Below are 18151 nucleotides of genomic sequence, written 5' to 3'. Positions count from 1 at the left end.
AATCGGCAATCGGCCGGTTCTTCTTCCCCCCTTAACATTGATTTAACGAATCGGTAACGACCTCACGCCCGACGCCCGCTAGGATGCGTCGGGTCGCGGCGTGCGTGTCTACGTACGTCGACGGCCGGGGTCGGAGCCCGCGGTCGCATCAGGCGTCGCGGAGCCGACGTCCTGCAGGGAAGCCAGAGCCTCGCGCAGCCCCTTGTGCGTGGCCGCAGAAACCGGAGCTGGCTTGCTTCTTGCCTGCTGCATTGGGGAATGCGCGGGTGCAGTCGCAGTCTTGACGGTCACTTTGGTGGCTTTCAGCCCGAGGGAACGGGCCGCAGCAAGGATGTCGGCCTCGGCCAGCCTGACCCGGGCGTGCCAGACCGGAGACTCAACGAGAAAAACGAGCTGCTCGCCGTTCACATTGGCCAACCGGCAACGGGAGGCCAGGTTCGGCGGCAGATGGGGGCGTAACTGCCGGTCCAGCGCGTCGAGCCACAGGGCGCGTCGCAACGGGTCGCCCGCCTTGTCCGCCAGTGCGGCGTCCAACGCCGGCTGCGGCGTGGCGGTATGGCCTTCGCCGGACTTTCGCTTAGACATGAAAACTCATATGACGTTCAAGAAGATCGTAATCCGTTCCAGTGAAAAGGGGGTCAAGACGTTGCCGTGGCGATTGCGCGATTTCGCCGATCGCCGCCCCCTGGCCGCGCTCGGCGCGGTCCTCGGTCTCGGCATGGTACTCGGCATCGGTGTCAGCGCCGCGGCCGGATGGGGTGGTTCGGCGCAACTGCGCGCCAAGCTCGAGCGGCAGGACCAGGAGTTGGCGCAGGTGCGCCGCGACGCGCAGACCCAGGTCAACGCCCTGGCCGCGCGTCTGGGCGAGCTGCAGGCGCAGGCGACCCGGCTCAACGCGCTCGGCGAGCGCCTGACCCGCATGGGCAAGCTGCAGGACGGCGAGTTCGACTTCGACCAGCCGGTCGGCGTCGGTGGCGGCGACGACGAGCCCAGCCACGACATGCCCGCGCAGCAGCTCGGCAAGGAGCTGGACGGGCTGCAGCAGCAGTTCGCCACCTCCGGCCAGCAGCTGTCGGTGCTCGAATCGCTGCTGTTCGACCATCAACTGGACCAGAACGCGGTGCCTTCGCGGATGCCGATCCGCAACAGCTACATCACCTCGGCCTTCGGCGGCCGCGCCGATCCGTTCGGCCGCGGCACCGGCAACCACAAGGGCATCGACTTCCACGCCAATGTCGGCGACCCGGTGCTGGCGGTGGCCGACGGCGTGGTCAGCTATTCCGGCGTGCGCGGCGGCTACGGCAACGTGGTCGAGGTCGACCACGGCAACGGCTATGTCACCCGCTATGCGCACAATTCGCGGCTGTCGGTGAAGGTCGGCGACCTGGTGCGGGTCGGCCAGGAAGTGGCCAAGGCCGGCTCCACCGGCCGGTCCACCGGCGCCCACGTGCATTTCGAGGTGTGGAAGGACGGGGTGGTGGTGAACCCGGCCAAGTTCCTCGGCGATGGCGCCATTCCGGTGGGTCGCCGCGGCCGCGGCTGAGTCCGGCAGGGGGCGGCGTGCCGGCGCTTGAATCGCCGGGCCCCGCCCCAAGCTACAATGTGCTTTGCCATCGACAGGGCGCCTCGCGCCCTGTTTCGTTTGCGGCCCGTCGATTCCCTGGGGATCGGGCCGCGCGGGCGTTCCTTTCCAACCGGTTCCTTCAATGATCAACAGTCTGCTTACTCGCGTTTTCGGTAGCCGCAACGAGCGCCAACTGCGCCAGCTCCACCGTATCGTCGCCAAGATCAATGCGCTGGAGCCGGAGATGGAGCAGCTCTCCGATGAGCAGCTGCAGGCCAAGACCCCGGAACTGCGCGGACGCATCGCCGGCGGCGAGACCCTGGACAAGGTGCTGCCGGAAGCGTTCGCGGTGTGCCGCGAGGCCAGCCGACGCGTGCTGGGCATGCGCCACTACGACGTGCAGTTGATCGGCGGCATGGTCCTGCACCTGGGCAAGATCGCGGAAATGCGCACCGGCGAGGGCAAGACCCTGGTCGCGACGCTGCCGGTGTACCTCAACGCGCTGGAAGACAAGGGCGTGCACGTGGTCACCGTCAACGACTACCTGGCGCGCCGCGACGCTGCGCAGATGGGCAAGCTGTACAACTGGCTGGGCCTGAGCGTGGGCGTGGTGTACCCGGGCATGCCGCACAGCGACAAGCACGCCGCCTACGCCGCCGACATCACCTACGGCACCAACAACGAATTCGGCTTCGACTACCTGCGCGACAACATGGCGCTGTCCAAGGCCGACCGCTTCCAGCGCGGGCTCAACTACGCCATCGTCGACGAAGTCGACTCGATCCTGATCGACGAAGCGCGCACCCCGCTGATCATCTCCGGCCCGGCCGACGAGTCGCCGGAGCTGTACATCCGCGTCAACCGCATCGTGCCGCAGCTGGTCAAGCAGGAATCGGAAGAGGGCGAGGGCGACTTCTGGGTCGACGAGAAGGGCAAGCAGGTGCACCTGTCCGAAGCGGGCATGGAGCACGCCGAAGAGCTGCTGCGCGCCGCCGGCATCCTCACCGACGAGGAAGACCGCCTGTACGGCGCGCAGAATCTGAGCGTGGTGCACCACCTCAACGCGGCGCTGCGCGCGCACGCGATCTACCAGCGCGACGTCGACTACATCGTGCGCGACGGCGAGGTGGTGATCGTCGACGAGTTCACCGGCCGCACCCTGCCGGGCCGGCGCTGGTCCGACGGCCTGCACCAGGCGGTGGAGGCGAAGGAAGGCGTGCCGGTGCAGCGCGAGAACCAGACGCTGGCCAGCATCACCTTCCAGAACCTGTTCCGCATGTACAAGAAGCTGTCCGGCATGACCGGTACGGCCGATACCGAAGCCTACGAGTTCCAGAGCATCTACGGCCTGGAAGTGGTGGTGATCCCGACCAACCGCCCGACCATCCGCAAGGACTGGCCGGACCAGGTGTTCCTCAACCGCCAGGGCAAGTTCAACGCGGTGCTGGCCGACATCGAGGACTGCGCCAAGCGCGGCCAGCCGGTGCTGGTCGGTACCACCTCGATCGAGACCTCGGAGATGCTGTCCGAGCACCTGCGCAAGGCCGGCGTGAAGCACGAGGTGCTCAACGCCAAGCAGCACGAGCGCGAAGCGCAGATCGTCGCCAACGCCGGCCAGCCGGGCGCGGTGACCATTGCTACCAACATGGCCGGCCGCGGTACCGACATCGTGCTCGGCGGCTCGCTGGAGGCCGAACTGCACGCGCTGGGCGAGGAGCCGGACGAGGCGACGCGCGCGCGCCTGAAGGCGGCCTGGCAGGAGCGCCACGACGCGGTCAAGGCCGCCGGCGGCCTGCACATCATCGGCACCGAGCGCCACGAATCGAGGCGTATCGACAACCAGCTGCGCGGCCGTTCCGGTCGCCAGGGCGACCCGGGTTCCTCGCGGTTCTACCTGTCGCTGGAAGACAACCTGATGCGCATCTTCGCCTCGGACTGGGTGCAGAAGGCGATGCGCATGATGGGCATGAAGGAAGACGACGTCATCGAGGACAAGCTGGTCAGCCGGCAGATCGAGAAGGCGCAGCGCAAGGTCGAGGCGCACAACTTCGACATCCGCAAGAACCTGCTCGATTTCGACGACGTCAACAACGACCAACGCAAGGTGATCTACGCCCAGCGCGACGAGTTGCTGGACGCCGAGTCGGTGAAGGAGAACGTCGACGGCATCCGCGACGACGTGATCTACGACATCGTGTCGCGCTTCGTGCCGCCGAACTCGGTGGACGACCAGTGGGACCTGCCGGGCCTGGAAGCCACGCTGGCCAGCGAACTGGGCCTGTCGCTGTCGATCACCGATCTGGTCAAGCGCCACGAGGAACTGGACGCGGATGGCATCGTCGAGAAGGTGCGCGAGGAAGTGGACCGCCATTTCCGCGAGAAGGAATCGGCGATCGGCGGCGAGACCATGCGCGCGCTGGAGAAGCATGTGATGCTCACCGTGCTCGACCAGAGCTGGAAGGAGCACCTGGCGCGCATGGACTACCTGCGCCAGGGCATCCACCTGCGCGGCTACGCGCAGAAGCAGCCCAAGCAGGAATACAAGAAGGAAGCCTTCGAGCTGTTCTCGGAGATGCTGGAACACGCCAAGCGCGAAGTGGTCACCCTGCTGGCGCGGGTGCGCATCCGCAGCGAGGAGGAAGTGGCCGCGCTGGAGGCGCAGGAGCGCCAGCAGGTGGAGGCGCAGCTGCGCCAGGCGCAGTTCCAGCACCAGGACGCCGGCGGTTACGGCGCCGACGAGGAAGCCGAGCAGGTGCAGCGCGGCGAGGCGGGAGCGCCGACCGTGGCGCAGGTGACCCGCGAAGCGCCGAAGGTCGGCCGCAACGATCCCTGCCCCTGCGGCAGCGGCAAGAAGTACAAGCACTGCCACGGCCAGCTGAGCTGAGCCTGGTCCCGCCGCAGCGCTGCGCACGTGCGCAGCCGCTGTGGGCGCCGGCCCTTTCCTAGTCTCCGGCGTCCCGGGGACGCTGCTCCCGCACGCTTGCGGGGCAGCGACCGTCCGACGCTCAGTTGCCCAGCTCGGCCAATCGCGCCGCCAGCCTGCGCTGGATCGGGGGCGCACGATCGATCAGGCCGAGCAGGCCATTGCGAACAGTACGTGTCACCGGCGCGGTAGCGGTGGCCGCACGCGTCATCGCATCGGTCATGCGCACCACGCCGCGGGCGATGCGATGGCGGCGGCTGGCCCACGCATCCAGGTCGTGGTCATCCTGCTGGTGGAGTGCCCGCTGCAGCGCAGGTGCCAGGGCGATCGCGTCCTGGATGCCGGTATTCATGCCCTGGCCTCCGGCGGGGCTGTGCACATGCGCCGCATCGCCGCACAGCAGGACGCGTCCGTGTCGCATCTGCGCGGCCACGCGATGCTGCAGATGAAAGTCCGAACTCCAGAGCAGCGTGTCGATGCGGCCGCGCGCACTGCGCGGTCCGCGCGCGTCGAGCAAGGCCTGCATCTGCGACAGGGTCGGAGGCCCGGCTGTATCCGTCACCGTCGCCACGATCCGGTGGCGATCGCCGGCTGCACCGTCGGGCTCCGGCAACGGCGCCACCACCATCAGGCCCTGCGGCGAGAAGAACAGGCTGACTTCCTCGCGCGGCAGCGGCCATGCCATGCGCACGTCGGCGAGCACGAAGGTTTCCGTGTAGTCCCCGCCCTCGAATGCGATTCCTGCGCCTTGCCGCACCGTGCTGTGCGCGCCGTCGCAGCCGACGATCCATTGCGCACGCACCAACTGCCTGCGCTGTTGCGGCAGTTCCAGGTCGGCGCTGATGCCATCGGCTGCCTGCGCGAACGACAGCAGGCGTGCCGGCCGCCACACCGTGGCGGAATCGGGCCCGATCCCGTCGCCGAGAATCGCCTCGGTCGCGCTCTGCGGGCACATCAGCGCGTATCGGTGCGTCGAGGGCAGGTCGTCGAAGCCGATCTGCAGCAGGACCCGGTCGCTGTCGCGCACGCGGAACCGGGTGGTCTTCACGCCTGCCGCGAGCAGGCGCGGCACGACCCCGAGCGGTTCGAGCACTTCCAGGGTGCGGGCATGGATCACCGCGGCGCGCGAGGTGTTCAGCCCTGCCGGATGCCGGTCGATCAGGAGCGAGGTGATCCCGAGGCGATCCAGGGCCAGGCGCAGCGCGAGCCCGCTGGGCCCGGCACCCACGATCAGTACGTCCGTCGATAGCATGTCGCCATGCGTGTTCATCGCACTTCCCTGAGTAAGCGTGTGTTTACATCCTGCGCCGTTTCCGGCGTGGAGTAAACTTCCGTTTACAGGCGCTACGTCTGTTCCTCCCACGGACACCCCAGTGACACGCTCGCAGGCCACCAAAGACCGCATTCTCGAATCGGCGCGGGCGCTGTTCGCCCTGCACGGCTACGACGGCGCCACCGTGCGCCAGATCGCGGCGCAGGCGCAGGCCAATGTCGCGCTGGTGATCCGCTACTACGGCAGCAAGGAGCAGTTGTTCCTGGCGGCGGTGGAGTTCGACCTGCACCTTCCGGATCTGCGCGACACACCAGCCGAGGAAATAGGCGAACGCCTGGCGGCGCATTTCTTCGCGGTCTGGGAGGACGCGCCCTCGGGGCATCAACTGGTGGCCTTGCTGCGCGCGGCGGTGAGCCATGCCGATGCGAAGGCGCGGATCACCGAGATCTTCGAGACGCAGTTGCGCACAGCGGTGCGGCGCCACCTGGGGCCGGGCGCGGCGGCGGAGACGCGCGCGACTCTGATCGCCTCGCAGATGCTGGGCTTCGCCCTGGTGCGTTATGTGCTGGAGTTTCCGGCCAGGGGTCTGACCCGGCCGCTGGCGGTGCGGGTGTTGGGAGAGACGCTGCAGCGGTATCTGACCCAGCCGCTGTGAGTGCGGGGCGCGTTTGCCAAGCCCTTACGCAAGGCCGGGGCGTGCTCCAGCGGCCATGCCGCGGCCAGGGCGGGGAGAGGGAGGCTTGCGCGTGCTCGTGCTGACGCGCGTGTACCGTCGCAGCGTGGCATGCTGGGTCACGAATCGCACGCATGCTTTGGAGGAAGTGCCATGGAAGCCTTGCATAGCCTGGAACTGAAAGTCTTCGTGCCGGCGCAGGATTTCGGGGTGTCGGCGCGGTTCTATGCGGAGGTCGGATTCGTGCCCGAGCCGCTCGGCGACGGCCTGACCTGCTTCCGCCACGGCGACCGCTGCGCGTTCCTGTTGCAGGATGGCTACCACCAAGCCCTAGCGCACAACCTGATGCTGCACCTGTGGGTGGAGGACGCCGATGCCTGGTGGCGGCGGCTGCACGCGGCTGACCTGGTCGCCCGCTACGGCGCGCGCCTGGGCGAACCCGAGGACCGGCCCTGGGGCATGCGCGACTTCACCCTGCACGATCCCGGCGGGGTGCTGTGGCGGATCGGCCACGACCTGGTTGCCTGAGCGGGAGTCGGGAGTGGGAGTGGGGATGATCGGCACCGCGATCTGGAATGCAGCCGTCTCCGTGGGAGCGGCTTCAGCCGTGGCGGTTTTCCGTGAAGGCCCGTCCCGGCTGGAACGCAACCGGGGCTGCGGAAGTGCGCCCAACCACCACGATGCGTACCGCAGCAGCGCGATGAGCGGCGCACGCCACGCAGCGTCGCATGTGGACCAGCGCGCGATGCTTGGTGTCGGCGCGACAGGCCCGCGCCTTCAAGCCGCGCTGGGTGCAGGTCATGGTCCCGCCCCGGGGATTGCCCGGTCGCGCGGGATGCCGCCTCCGCGGCCGATCGGCGCCGATGTGACCCTGGTTGATTGCGTTGGCGCTGCCGGAAACGGCAAGCTTGCGCCATGTCCGAACCGCTCAGATCCATCCACGTCGTCGCCGGCGTCATCACCGATGCGCGCGGCCGTATCCTGCTGACCCGCCGTACCGAGGGCCGCGACCTGGCCGGTCTGTGGGAATTCCCCGGCGGCAAGCGCGAGCCCGGCGAGACCTCGGAGCAGGCGCTGGTGCGCGAACTGCAGGAGGAACTGGGCATCGACGCGGTGGTCGGCGAGTGGCTGATGGAAGTGCCGCAGCGCTACCCGGACAAGCGCCTGCGCCTGGAAGTGCGCCAGGTGTCGGCGTGGAAGGGCACGCCACGCGGCCGCGAGGGCCAGGCGCTGACCTGGGTGAGCGCCGACAAGCTGGGCCGCTACGCGATGCCGCCGGCCGACCAGCCGGTGGTGGCGATGCTGCGCCAGCCCGCGTGCTACCTGGTCACGCCGGAGCCGGCCGAACCGGGCCCCTGGTTGGCGGCGCTGGAGCGCGCGCTGGATGGCGGTGTGCGCCGCGTGCAGTTGCGCGCGCGCGGCCTGCCGGCCGAGCAGTGGTCGCCGCTGGCGCGTTCCGCGGCGGCGCTGTGCGCGGCACGTGGCGCGCAGGTGCTGCTCAACCGCGACGTGGCGCTGGCGCAGGAACTGGGCGTGGGCGTGCACCTGGGCGCGGAGCAGTTGCCGCACTGGCAGGCGCGTCCGTTGCCGGCCGGCCAGCCCGTCGCGGCGTCCTGCCACAGTCTCGAAGAATTGCAGGCGGCGCAGCGCATCGGCTGCGATTTCGCGGTGGTCGGGCCGCTGGCGGCCACCGCCAGCCACCCCGGCGCCGCGCCGTTGGGCTGGGAGGCGTTCGAGCGCCTGCGCGAGCAGGTCGCCCTACCGATCTATCCGATCGGCGGCCTGGCACCGACCCAGGTGGCCGAGGCACGCCGTCACGGCGGCCAGGGCATCGCCGCGATCCGCGGACTATGGCCGCTGGCGGCCGATGTGGCGTGAGCGGGGCGGTGGCAACCGCTTCCCGCAGGAGTCAACTGTCATGCAGCCGCGGCGCGCGAAGTGGTGCGCCTTCCGATGGCGCAATGCGTCGGGACTGAAGTCCCTCCCACAGTGATCCTCCGACGAAGCTGGCGCCGTACCTGTGGTAGCGGCTTCAGCCGCAACAGCGGATCTCCGACAGGTCGCGGCTGAAGCCGCTCCTGCGCGAGGGGGAGGAGCGTACGGGACGCCGCTGTTGCGATTTCCCAATCCCCAATCCCCAATCGCGGCTCCTCAGAAACTGATCCAGAAGCAGTCGTACTGCCGGCGCAGGTCCAGCACGGTGGAGGTGGGGGTGATGCTGCCGGCGAGGGTCTGCTGCAGACGCAGGCCGGTCGGATGCGGACGCGATGGCGCCTCGCCGCTGCCGGCATCCGCCGCGGCCGACGTGGCCGTTGTCGCGGACGCGACTGTCGACGACGTGCCGGCTGCAGGAGCGTTGGTCCCGCTGGTGTCCGGCACCACCGGCACGATCGCGACCAGGGGGCGGCGCACGATCGCCTCCAGCCGGTCGAAGATGCGTTGCGCGCCGTCGTCGGAAGCGCCGTTCCACCAATACAGCGCCGACAGCCGGTTGACGTCGCGGGTCTCGACTGCGGTGCGGATCTGCTGGACCAGCACGCTGAGCCGGCGCACGCACTGCGGTGGCGCCAGGGCGGCGGTCTTGCTGCCGACATTGCCGGGCGCGGCCGGTGGCGGCAGGCGGTCGATCGCGCCGACGTCCTCGCAACGGCGATCGCTGAACACGGTGGTGCCGTCGGGGCCGCTGCAGCGGTTCACCCGCTGCGCCGCGGCGGGAGTGGCGAACACGTACAGGCACAGGCACAGAACCAGCAGGATCGGCGGAAGAGCGCGCATCGGCGCAGGGTAGCGGCAGCCGGCGTGACCGCGGAGCGAATGCCTACGAAGGCCGGGATTGGGGATTCGCCAAAGCGAGGCCGCGCGCGCCGCTGTTGCCAATCCCGAATCCCCAATCCCCAATCCCGAGCGGCGACACTCAGCCGGCGGCGATGGCGCCGCGCAGGCGCGCCAGCACGCTGGTGGTCGGCTTGGCCAGGTTGAGCGTGTAGAAATGCAGCCCGGGCGCGCCGCCGTCGATCAGGCGTTGGCACAGCGTGGCGACCACGTCGGCGCCGAAGTCGCGGATGGCCTCGGCATCGTCGCCGTAGGCCTGCATGCGCTTGCCGATCCAGCGCGGGATTTCGGCGCCGCACTGCTCGGAGAAACGCCGCAGCTGGCTGAAGTTGGAGATCGGCATGATGCCGGGCACGATCGGGATCTGCACGCCGAGCTTGCGCACCGCGTCGACGAAGTGAAAGTAGGCGTCGGCGTTGTAGAAGTACTGGGTGATGGCGGCATCGGCGCCGGCGTCGACCTTGGCCTTGAAGTGGCGCAGGTCGCTGAGCGCATCGTTGGCCTGCGGATGCGTCTCCGGATACGCGCCCACTTCCAGGTGGAAGGCGTCGCCGTGCTCGGCGCGGATGAAGGCGATCAGGTCGGCGGCGTAGCGCAGGTCGCCGGGGTGGCCCATGCCGGACGGCAGGTCGCCGCGCAGCGCGACCAGGCGCCGGCAGCCGATGGCGCGGTACAGCTTGAGCAGCTCGCGGATCTCCTCGCGGCTGCCGCCCACGCAGGACAGGTGCGGCGCAGCCTCGAAGCGGTGGTGCTGCTTGAGGTGGCGCACGGTCTCGGAGGTGTAGCTCAGGGTCGAGCCGCCGGCGCCGAAGGTGCAGGACACGTACTCCGGGGCGTAGGCCTTCAGCCGCGCGGCGGTGCGGTCGAGCTGCGCGCGCTGCTCGTCGGTCTTGGGCGGATAGAACTCGAAGCTGATGGCGGTCATGGGCGCAACGCAGCGGGCGGTGTTGCCAGTATATCTCTTCATCCGGATGGATATGCAATAGGCGGTGGCGGCCGCACCTTGGTCAGCCGCCACCGCGCCGCCCGGATCGGCGACGCAGCCCCCTTGCGGCGCGCCGGTGGGCGCGCCGCGTCCGCTCGCAGGCTCAGCGCTTCCACATCCGCGCCTGCCGCGGCGGCAGGCTGAAGGTGTAGCTGCCGCTGGAAATGCGCACCACGCTGCCGGAGCCCAGCGCATCGGTGTAGTCGACGTTCCAGCGCAGCACGCTGCCGTTCATCGGTACGGCAGCGGTGACGGTAGTGCCGCACTTGTTGATGCCGACGATGCCCAGGTCGCCGCGGCGGAACAGCAGGTAGCAGGCGCCGTGCGCCAGCACCTGCATGTCGCGGCCCTGCGCGGCGTTGTGGAAGCCGACCATGCGCTTGAGGTCGTCGCGCTGGTAGGCGTTGACCCAGCGGTTGTCGCCGCTCTCGTTGTTGTCCGAGTACACCATCGGCACGCCGCCGTCGCGGCCGAGCAGGTAGGCGTAGGCCAGGGTCTCGTCGACCGGGTCCATGATCGCGTAGCGGAAGCCGGCGTTGTTGGGGATGTCGTGGGTGATGGCGAAGGTCACCGCACGTGCGCCGGGCAGCGCCTGGCCGTAGGCACCCGGGTCCACCAGCTGGTCCATGCTGCCGCCATAGGCGAAGGCGTTGCGCACCGAGTTGAACAACGGGAAGTCGTAGGCCGCGTGCGGGGTGGCCTGCAGGTACGGCGCCAGGAACTGGTCGTAGTCGGAATTGCCGCTGCCGCCGCCGGTGATGACTTCGCCGAACACCAGCACGCCGGAGCGCACCTGCGCATCGAGCACCTTGTTCAAATGGTCGAAGGTCATGTGCTTGGCCGCATCGATGCGGAAGCCGGTCACGCCCAGTGCCTTCAGCGCCAGCAGGTAGTTGCGCTGCTGCTGCACCACCCAGTCGTTGCCGACCAGGTCCGGAAGGCCGGGATCGTTGCCGCCGCCGCAGATGCGGTAGGTGCGCACCTGGTAGGGATCGTTGTAGTTGGTGATGCATTGCGCCGGGCCGAAATCGCTGGCGCTGAGGAAGTTCTGCGAGAGGTCACCGAACAACCGCAGCGACGCATAGCGCTGCGGATTGGCGGCGTACTGGCCGAGCACCGCGCTGCCCGGGTAGTTCAGGTCCGAGCGCGTGGCCGCTTCGTTGGCCATGTGGTTGAGCACCACGTCGGCATAGGTCTCCACGCCCACCGCCTTCAGTGCCTGCACCATGCTGGCGAAGGCGTCGGTGTCGCCGAGCGGGTTGTCGATCAGGCGCATGTCCTGCGGCTGGTAGCGCGCCCACCAGGCGTCGCCCTGCGAGCGGTAGGCCGGTGCCACCAGCACCTTGCGGTAGCCGGCGGCGGCGATCTGCGCGGCGCGCGCTTCCACGGTGGCGTACGGCCAGTTGAAGGCATGCAGGATGACGTCGGCCTGGGCGCTGGCGGTGGCCAGGAGCAGCAGCAGGCCGAGCAGCAGGCTGCGCCAGCGATGCAGGCGCAGCAGACGATTTGCAGCGGCGGATGGGACGCGCATCGTTCGATCTCCTCGTTGCGTGGGCGCAGGCAGGAACGCCTGCAGGACAGGGGCGTGACGTCGCCGCGGGGCTGGCATGCGGCGGGAGGATGCTAAGCGCGCATCGCGGCGCAACATGCGCGCGCTACATACGTATTCATGGCGACAGCGCGCGAAAGCGGGATCGGCATCCGTTTCCGCACCGACACGCCGCCGATACCGGGTTCCGGCGTGTGCAGCAACGCAGCGGGTGCGCTTTGCTACAGTCGCCGCCCTCACCTGTCGACGCGGAGCCGCACCATGACCAGCGCAGCCTTCTATCCGATCGGAACCCCCGGCGTGCCCTGGGGCCCCGCCGAGAAGGCGGCTTGGCTGGCTACACAGCCGCGCCGGCGCAGCTACCAGGACGAGGTGGTCGCCGCCATCGAAGGCCTGCGCGGGCAGTGGGAGGTGGTCGCGTACGGGGAACTGGCGTATGCGCAGGAGCGTTATCCGCTGCTGGCCTTGCGCAGCCGCAACTGGGACGACGCCTTGCCGTGCATGCTGGTTACCGGCGGCGTGCATGGCTACGAGACCAGCGGCGTGCATGGCGCGCTGCAGTTCGCGCAGCAGCATGCCGACGCGTATGCCGGCCGCGCCAACGTGCTGGTGGCGCCGTGCGTGAGCCCGTGGGCGTACGAACGCATTCACCGCTGGAACGCCGATGCGCTGGATCCCAACCGTTCGTTCCGCGCCGACAGCCCGGCGCAGGAGTCGGCCGCGCTGCTGCGCCTGGTGGCGCCGCTGCGCGATCGGGTGCGCATGCACATCGACCTGCACGAGACCACCGACAGCGACGAGTCCGAGTTCCGTCCGGCGCTGGCCGCGCGCGATGGCATCGCCTACGAGCCGGGCGGCATTCCCGACGGGTTCTACCTGGTCGGCGACAGCGAGAATCCGCAGCCGGCGTTCCAGCAGGCGGTGCTGGCCGCGGTGGCGCAGGTCACCCATATCGCACCGGCCGATGCCGCCGGCGAACTGATCGGCACGCCGCTGGCCGCGCCGGGGGTCATCAACTATCCGGTGAAGCGGCTGGGCCTGTGCGCGGGCATCACCGACGCGCGCTACACCACCACCACCGAGGTATACCCGGACAGCGCCAGCGCGACGCCGGAGCAGTGCAATGCCGCGCAGGCGGCGGCGGTGCGCGCGGCGATCGATTACGCCTTGGCGCATCCCTAACCGGAAGCGTGGTGCGTAGCATCCGTAGGAGCGGCTTCAGCCGCGACGGCATTGCCGGTAACGCCCGTCGCGGCTGAAGCCGCTCCTATCCTGGTTTCCCATGCTGAGGCTGATGCGCCAGATACGCATCGGGATCTGGCGGCACGGTGGGCACCGGCCGTGCCGCGCGCTACGCTTGTCCGCCCTCGTTCGCCAAGTCCGCCATGTCCATCGTCCTCACGCCGTTCGCCCGCACGCGCCTGTTCCCGCGCGATGGCCGCCGCAATGCGATCCAGGACTGCACGCCGGAACAGTTCGAGCAGCATCTCAACGCGCACGCGCCGCTGCAGGTGCTCGACGGCTACGCGCCATTCTGCAAGTTGCACGTGCACCGCAACTGGACCTCGACGCGCTGCCTGACCGTGCCGATCACCGACGCCAACCGGCGCCTGCTGCGTTCCGGCTACGAGGCGCGCAGTCGCGAGGAACTGCCGGTACTGGTGCGCTGGTTCGAAGGGGTCGAGCCGCCGGTGGCGGAGTACCTGCTGCCCATCCTCTACAGCCGCGAACAACTCGCCCACGAGGGCGCGCCGATCGAGGCGGACTGGGGCGTGGTCGGTTGCCTGTACACCGCCGAGCCGCAGGAGATCCCGATGGCGCCGATCACCATGCTGCGCAATGCGCTGGGCGTGGAGGAGGGTGGCTCCGGCGTTCCGTTGGATCGCGACGCCTATCGACGCAGCGTGGCGTTCTGGGAATACAACGCCAACTGGCGGCCGTAAGCCCGGCTCGCACGTGTCGATGCCCAGCACGCCGGAAGATGCGTGCGACGGCGATACGCGCGTCGCGGCTTACAGGGCGGCGGCGCGTTCGCCCAACGCTTCGGCCATCCGCCGCGTCGCCTCGCCCCGGTCCACAGGGACGACCAGCAACGGATAGCTGTCGCTGTCGATGTCGAGATGGATCAGTGCCATGCCCTGCGCGTGCAGGCAGCGCGCCGCGAGCGTCAGCGCCTCTTCGTTGCGTGTCTGCGATGCGGCCAGTGGCGACAGCACGTTCCGCATGCCCGCCAGGGGCCGCAGTTCGCCCAGCGCGTGGGCGAGGTCGGCGGCGTCCACTTTCCAATCCACCTCGGTGCACAAGCGCCGGGCGATCAACCCGTCGACCAGGGCTAGCCACGGAGTGACCTGATGGGGCTCTTCGATGCCGCGCTCGAACAGCGATTCTTCGAACCGCTGCAGATAGCGCGCCGGCGCCTCCACGGCGAGCGCAACGTCGTCGCCCAGGTCGTGGTCTTCGGGCGCAACCGTGTCGCAGATGGACGTCCAGCTGTCGCGGGCAGGGTGCATGGCCTCTCTCCTTGTACGGGCCATTGTCGATGCACCGTCGTGCCGGCAGCAACACCGGGCTGCCGTGGCCGCACCGGGGGCGCCGTCCGTTCGCGTGCGGCTTGCTCGCATACCGCGCGTACCTCGCCGGTATCCGCATGGCTCGTCCCTCATGCCGTCGCGCTTGTGTATGCCGACACGCAGTGCTGCACCAGTGCACGCAGCTGTTCACTGGCGCATGCATACAGGAGAAAACCACGCGCGATCGGCCGCTTTGAACGCGAACACCCGTCCGTTCATCGGCCTGGCGCGGGATGGCCATCAAGTTTGCGGGCGACGGGACGATAGCGATGGGGTGGGCCGCCATGCAGCCGCGCCGGGACGTGATGCCCGGCCGCGCGTCGTGGCCCGGTGGGGAAGGCGTCCCGGGCAGATCATCGGCAACGGACACGGCGCGCTCGCGCCGCGCGCTGCGGTGAGCTGCCGCGTGGCGCGTTCCCCGCGACCGTATTCCCTCTCCCCGCCAAGGAAGCCCTCATGTCCACTCCGTCGCCGCATCGCCGTCGCGGCAGCGTCGCCAAACGCCTGATGCTGGGTACCGGCCTGCTCGCGCTCGCCTGTTTCGGCCTGACCGCGATGATCATCTACTGGCGCAGCAGCGATGCATTGCTGTCGACCTCGCGCACCAGCATCGAGAACCTGGCGCAACTGGAAGCGCAGCGCGTGTCGCGCGAGATCGGCGTTGCCTTCGACGCCAGCGACGCGCTGGCCAACAGCTTCCGCGTGCAGCACGCCGTTGGTTTGTCGCGTGCCACCGCCACTGCGGTGTTGCGCAGCCAGCTCGACGCGCATCCGCAATGGCTGGGCATCAGCACGATGTGGGAGCCGGACGCGTTCGACGGCAACGACAAGGCCTTCGTCGGTGCCGAGGGCCACGATGCCACCGGCCGCTACATGACCTGGTGGTCGCGGCAGAACGGCAAGCTGGTGCGCGAGGCGCTGCGCGACTACGAAAAGCCCGGCGACGGCGACTGGTACCTGCTGGCGCGCAATACGCACAAGCCGGTGGTGATCGAGCCGTACTACTACCCGGTGGCCGGCAAGGACACGTTGATGACCACGCTGGCCACGCCGATCCTGGAGAACGGCCGCTTCCTGGGTGTGGTTACCGTCGACTTCACCCTGGATACGCTGCAGCAGCGCATCGCCGCGCTGCGGCCGATGGGCGAGGGCTACGCCAGCCTGTTGTCGCCGTTGGGCATGGTGATGGCCAGCCGCGATCCGCAGCAGGTCGGCAAGACCCGCAACGACGCCTGGTCCAAGGACATGCTCGCGCGCGTGGCCAAGGGCGAGGTGGTATTCGACCATCGCCGCGCCGACGGCGAGGATGCATTGAACGTGTTCGTGCCGCTGAAGATCGGCGATGCGCCGCAGGCGTTCGCGCTGGGTATCTCGGTGCCGTATGCGCTGGTCATGGCCAAGGCGCGTGCGCTGTTGTGGACCATCGCCGCGGTCGGCCTGCTCTCGGCGTTGTTGCTGAGCGGTGCGCTGTACCTGTTGCTGCGCCGGCAGGTGCTCGATCCGCTGGCCGAGGCGGTGCGCGTGTCCTCGGCGGTCGCCGCCGGGCGCCTGGACAGCCAGGTCCGCCACCGTCGCGACGACGAACTGGGCCAGCTGCTGGATGCGATGGGCAGCATGCAGACGCAGTTGCAGGCGGTGATGCAGGCCCAGGCGGAGATGGCGCAGCGCCACGACGCCGGCGAGATGAGTTACCGGATGGACGCCGAGCGCTTCCCCGGCGAATACGGGCGCATGGTCCACGGCACCAACGCGCTGGTCGCCGCGCACGTGGACGTGCAGCGGCGCCTGGTCGAGGTGATGTCGCAGTACGCGATCGGCAACATGCAGGTGGACATGGAACCGCTGCCGGGCGAGAAGGCGGCGATCACCGAGGCAATGCGCACCACCAAGCACAGCCTGCAGGCGATCAACCAGGCCATCACCGAACTGGCGCAGGCCGCGGCCTCCGGCGACTTTTCCCGGCGCGGCGATGCCGAACGCTTCCAGTACGACTTCCGCGGCATGGTGGTCGGGCTGAACCGGCTGATGGAGCTGACCGAAGGCAATCTCTCGGCCTTGTCGGCGCTGTTGCGCGCCGTGGCGCAGGGCGACCTCACCGCGCGCATGCACGGCGAATTCCATGGCGTGTTCGCGCAGATGCGCGACGACGCCAATGCCACCGTGGAGCAGCTGACCGGCATCGTCGGTCGCATCCAGCAGGCCACCACCGCGATCAACACCGCCGCCGGCGAGATCGCGGCCGGCAATGACGACCTGTCGCGGCGTACCGAGCAGCAGGCGGCGAATCTGGAAGAGACCGCGGCCTCGATGGAGGAGCTGACCTCCACGGTGAAGCAGAACGCCGAGCATGCGCACCAGGCCAATCGCCTGGCGCAGGACACCGCCGGTGTGGCGTCGCGCGGTGGCGCGGTGGTCGAGCAGGTGGTGGAGACCATGACCGGCATCGCCGCCGCGTCGAAGAAGATGGCCGAGATCATCGGTGTGATCGACGGCATCGCCTTCCAGACCAACATCCTGGCGCTCAACGCCGCGGTGGAAGCCGCGCGCGCCGGCGAGCAGGGTCGCGGCTTCGCGGTGGTGGCGAGCGAGGTGCGTGCGCTGGCGCAGCGGTCGGCGACCGCGGCACACGAGATCAAGGGCCTGATCGACACCTCGGTCGGCAAGATCGACGACGGCACCGCGTTGGTGAACGGCGCCGGCGACACCATGCGCGAGGTGGTGGCCAGCGTGCGCCGGGTCACCGACATCATGAGCGAGATCGCCGCCGCCTCGCAGGAACAGAGCGCCGGCATCGAACAGGTCGGCAAGACCATCGTGCAGATGGACGAGGTGACCCAGCAGAACGCCGCGCTGGTCGAGGAGGCCACCGCGGCGGCGCGGGCGATGGAGGAGCAGGCCGAGGAACTGCAGCGCGCGGTGGCGTTGTTCAAGCTCGCGGCACCATCGCCGGGCGGCCTGGGGACGTCGGGCCGGACGCGGCTGGAGCTGGTGTCGTGAGGGCTGTGCGCACGGGTGTGCTGCTGCTGGCGTTGGGCACCGCTGCACCGGCCTGGGCCGGGACCGCCAGCGCGAATCTGGCGGCGACCTCGAACTACGTTTCGCGCGGCTTCGAACAGAGCTGGGGCCGGCCGGTGCTGCAGGGCGGGCTGGACGTGGCCGCCGACAGCGGCTGGTATGCCGGCACCTGGGCGTCGGGCGTGAGTTCGTACTTCATCGAAGGCGGGCACGTGGAGTGGGACGTGTATGCCGGCTATGCGGCCAGCCACGGCGACTGGGGCTGGCGCGCCGGCGTCTACCACTACGCGTATCCCGGCGCGCGCATGAGCGCCAGCGGCACCCGCTACGACTACGGCGAAGCCATCGTCGCCGGGCACTGGCGGACGGTGGAGCTGTCCTATGCCAGCACCTGGACGCGCGACTACTTCGGCTACAACAGTGCCACGCTGGGCGTCGGCCAGGGCCAGCACTCGCGCGGCTCCAGCTATCTGGCGCTGGACGCCACGCTACCGCTGGCGTCGGACTGGCAGGCGAGCATGCATGCGGGCCATCAGCACGTGCGCAACTTCGCCGACTACGGCTGGACCGACGCGCGCGTAGGCCTGAGCCGCACCTGGCGCGGCACCGAGTTCGGGCTGGCCTATTCGCGGGCCTGGAACAGCGCCGGGGTCTACCGCCGCTACACCACTGGCGTACGGGATGGCGACGGCCGGGTGCATGTCACCAATCCGATCGACGGCGCCTGGTCGTTCACCATCAAGCGCAATTTCTCGCTGTAGCCGGGT

The 18151-nt window shown here is 69.2% G+C and carries 15 protein-coding genes; 9 read left to right on the top strand and 6 right to left on the bottom strand.

What is annotated here, in order from left to right; translation table 11 throughout:
• Positions 1-108 precede the first annotated feature (108 nt).
• Positions 109-585, bottom strand: coding sequence for a DUF721 domain-containing protein (locus tag GGR66_RS11945; protein ID WP_184448369.1), 477 nt, complete (start codon positions 583-585; stop codon positions 109-111).
• A gap of 10 nt (positions 586-595) precedes the next feature.
• Between GGR66_RS11945 and GGR66_RS11940 the strand changes: the two genes are divergently transcribed.
• Both GGR66_RS11940 and secA read left to right on the top strand, forming a co-directional pair.
• Complete coding sequence (locus GGR66_RS11940; RefSeq protein ID WP_184448368.1) at positions 596-1543, top strand: M23 family metallopeptidase; 948 nt, start codon at positions 596-598, stop codon at positions 1541-1543.
• A gap of 163 nt (positions 1544-1706) precedes the next feature.
• The gene (gene secA, locus GGR66_RS11935) at positions 1707-4448 is read left to right on the top strand and encodes a preprotein translocase subunit SecA (protein ID WP_184448367.1); all 2742 of its coding nucleotides are present in this window, start codon (positions 1707-1709) and stop codon (positions 4446-4448) included.
• Between the two features lie 121 nt (positions 4449-4569).
• Here secA and GGR66_RS11930 read toward each other — a convergent pair whose 3' ends face one another.
• Positions 4570-5892 (bottom strand): FAD-dependent monooxygenase, encoded by a 1323-nt coding sequence (locus tag GGR66_RS11930; protein ID WP_255421670.1) that lies wholly within the window; start codon positions 5890-5892, stop codon positions 4570-4572.
• On the opposite strand from GGR66_RS11930, the gene GGR66_RS11925 reads away from it, so the two are divergent.
• The 3 genes from GGR66_RS11925 (at position 5861) to GGR66_RS11915 (ending at position 8311) form a co-directional block, all read left to right on the top strand.
• Positions 5861-6415 carry a TetR family transcriptional regulator gene (locus GGR66_RS11925; protein WP_184448366.1) on the top strand — a complete coding sequence of 185 codons (555 nt, stop codon included), beginning with the start codon at positions 5861-5863 and terminating at the stop codon, positions 6413-6415. The genes GGR66_RS11930 and GGR66_RS11925 overlap by 32 nt on opposite strands.
• 171 nt (positions 6416-6586) lie before the next feature.
• Positions 6587-6961 carry a VOC family protein gene (locus GGR66_RS11920; RefSeq protein ID WP_184448365.1) on the top strand — a complete coding sequence of 125 codons (375 nt, stop codon included), beginning with the start codon at positions 6587-6589 and terminating at the stop codon, positions 6959-6961.
• Between the two features lie 387 nt (positions 6962-7348).
• On the top strand, positions 7349-8311 hold the full coding sequence (locus GGR66_RS11915) for a Nudix family hydrolase (RefSeq protein ID WP_184448364.1): 963 nt from the start codon (positions 7349-7351) through the stop codon (positions 8309-8311).
• A gap of 273 nt (positions 8312-8584) precedes the next feature.
• On the opposite strand, the gene GGR66_RS11910 is transcribed toward GGR66_RS11915, so the two are convergent.
• From GGR66_RS11910 to GGR66_RS11900, 3 genes are all read right to left on the bottom strand, one after another.
• A complete protein-coding gene (locus GGR66_RS11910) occupies positions 8585-9208 on the bottom strand; it encodes a DUF4124 domain-containing protein (protein ID WP_184448363.1) in 624 nt (207 codons plus the stop codon).
• Between the two features lie 139 nt (positions 9209-9347).
• Complete coding sequence (gene metF / locus GGR66_RS11905; protein WP_184448362.1) at positions 9348-10190, bottom strand: methylenetetrahydrofolate reductase [NAD(P)H]; 843 nt, start codon at positions 10188-10190, stop codon at positions 9348-9350.
• A gap of 163 nt (positions 10191-10353) precedes the next feature.
• The gene (locus GGR66_RS11900; RefSeq protein WP_184448490.1) at positions 10354-11724 is read right to left on the bottom strand and encodes an alpha-amylase family protein; all 1371 of its coding nucleotides are present in this window, start codon (positions 11722-11724) and stop codon (positions 10354-10356) included.
• A 336-nt stretch (positions 11725-12060) separates the two neighbouring features.
• On the opposite strand from GGR66_RS11900, the gene GGR66_RS11895 reads away from it, so the two are divergent.
• A complete protein-coding gene (locus GGR66_RS11895; RefSeq protein WP_184448361.1) occupies positions 12061-12981 on the top strand; it encodes a M14 family metallocarboxypeptidase in 921 nt (306 codons plus the stop codon).
• A gap of 203 nt (positions 12982-13184) precedes the next feature.
• Positions 13185-13742 (top strand): DUF3228 family protein, encoded by a 558-nt coding sequence (locus GGR66_RS11890; RefSeq protein ID WP_160966657.1) that lies wholly within the window; start codon positions 13185-13187, stop codon positions 13740-13742.
• 69 nt (positions 13743-13811) lie between these two features.
• Here the strand turns inward: GGR66_RS11890 and GGR66_RS11885 are convergent, their stop codons facing one another.
• Positions 13812-14309, bottom strand: coding sequence for a DUF6630 family protein (locus GGR66_RS11885; protein ID WP_160966659.1), 498 nt, complete (start codon positions 14307-14309; stop codon positions 13812-13814).
• A gap of 516 nt (positions 14310-14825) precedes the next feature.
• Here GGR66_RS11885 and GGR66_RS21345 point away from each other — a divergent pair.
• Together GGR66_RS21345 and GGR66_RS11875 are read left to right on the top strand one after the other, a co-directional pair.
• The gene (locus tag GGR66_RS21345; RefSeq protein ID WP_184448360.1) at positions 14826-17366 is read left to right on the top strand and encodes a methyl-accepting chemotaxis protein; all 2541 of its coding nucleotides are present in this window, start codon (positions 14826-14828) and stop codon (positions 17364-17366) included.
• Positions 17363-18145, top strand: a complete 783-nt coding sequence (locus GGR66_RS11875; protein ID WP_184448359.1) for a TorF family putative porin — start codon at positions 17363-17365, stop codon at positions 18143-18145. Before GGR66_RS21345 ends, GGR66_RS11875 begins: the two co-directional genes overlap by 4 nt.
• Positions 18146-18151: the final 6 nt, after the last annotated feature.

The sequence above is a fragment of the Xanthomonas sp. 3498 genome, from assembly GCF_014199795.1.
GTDB lineage: Bacteria > Pseudomonadota > Gammaproteobacteria > Xanthomonadales > Xanthomonadaceae > Xanthomonas_A > Xanthomonas_A rydalmerensis.
Note: the sequence above shows the minus strand (reverse complement) of the source record. Positions and strands in the feature narration are given on the sequence as shown.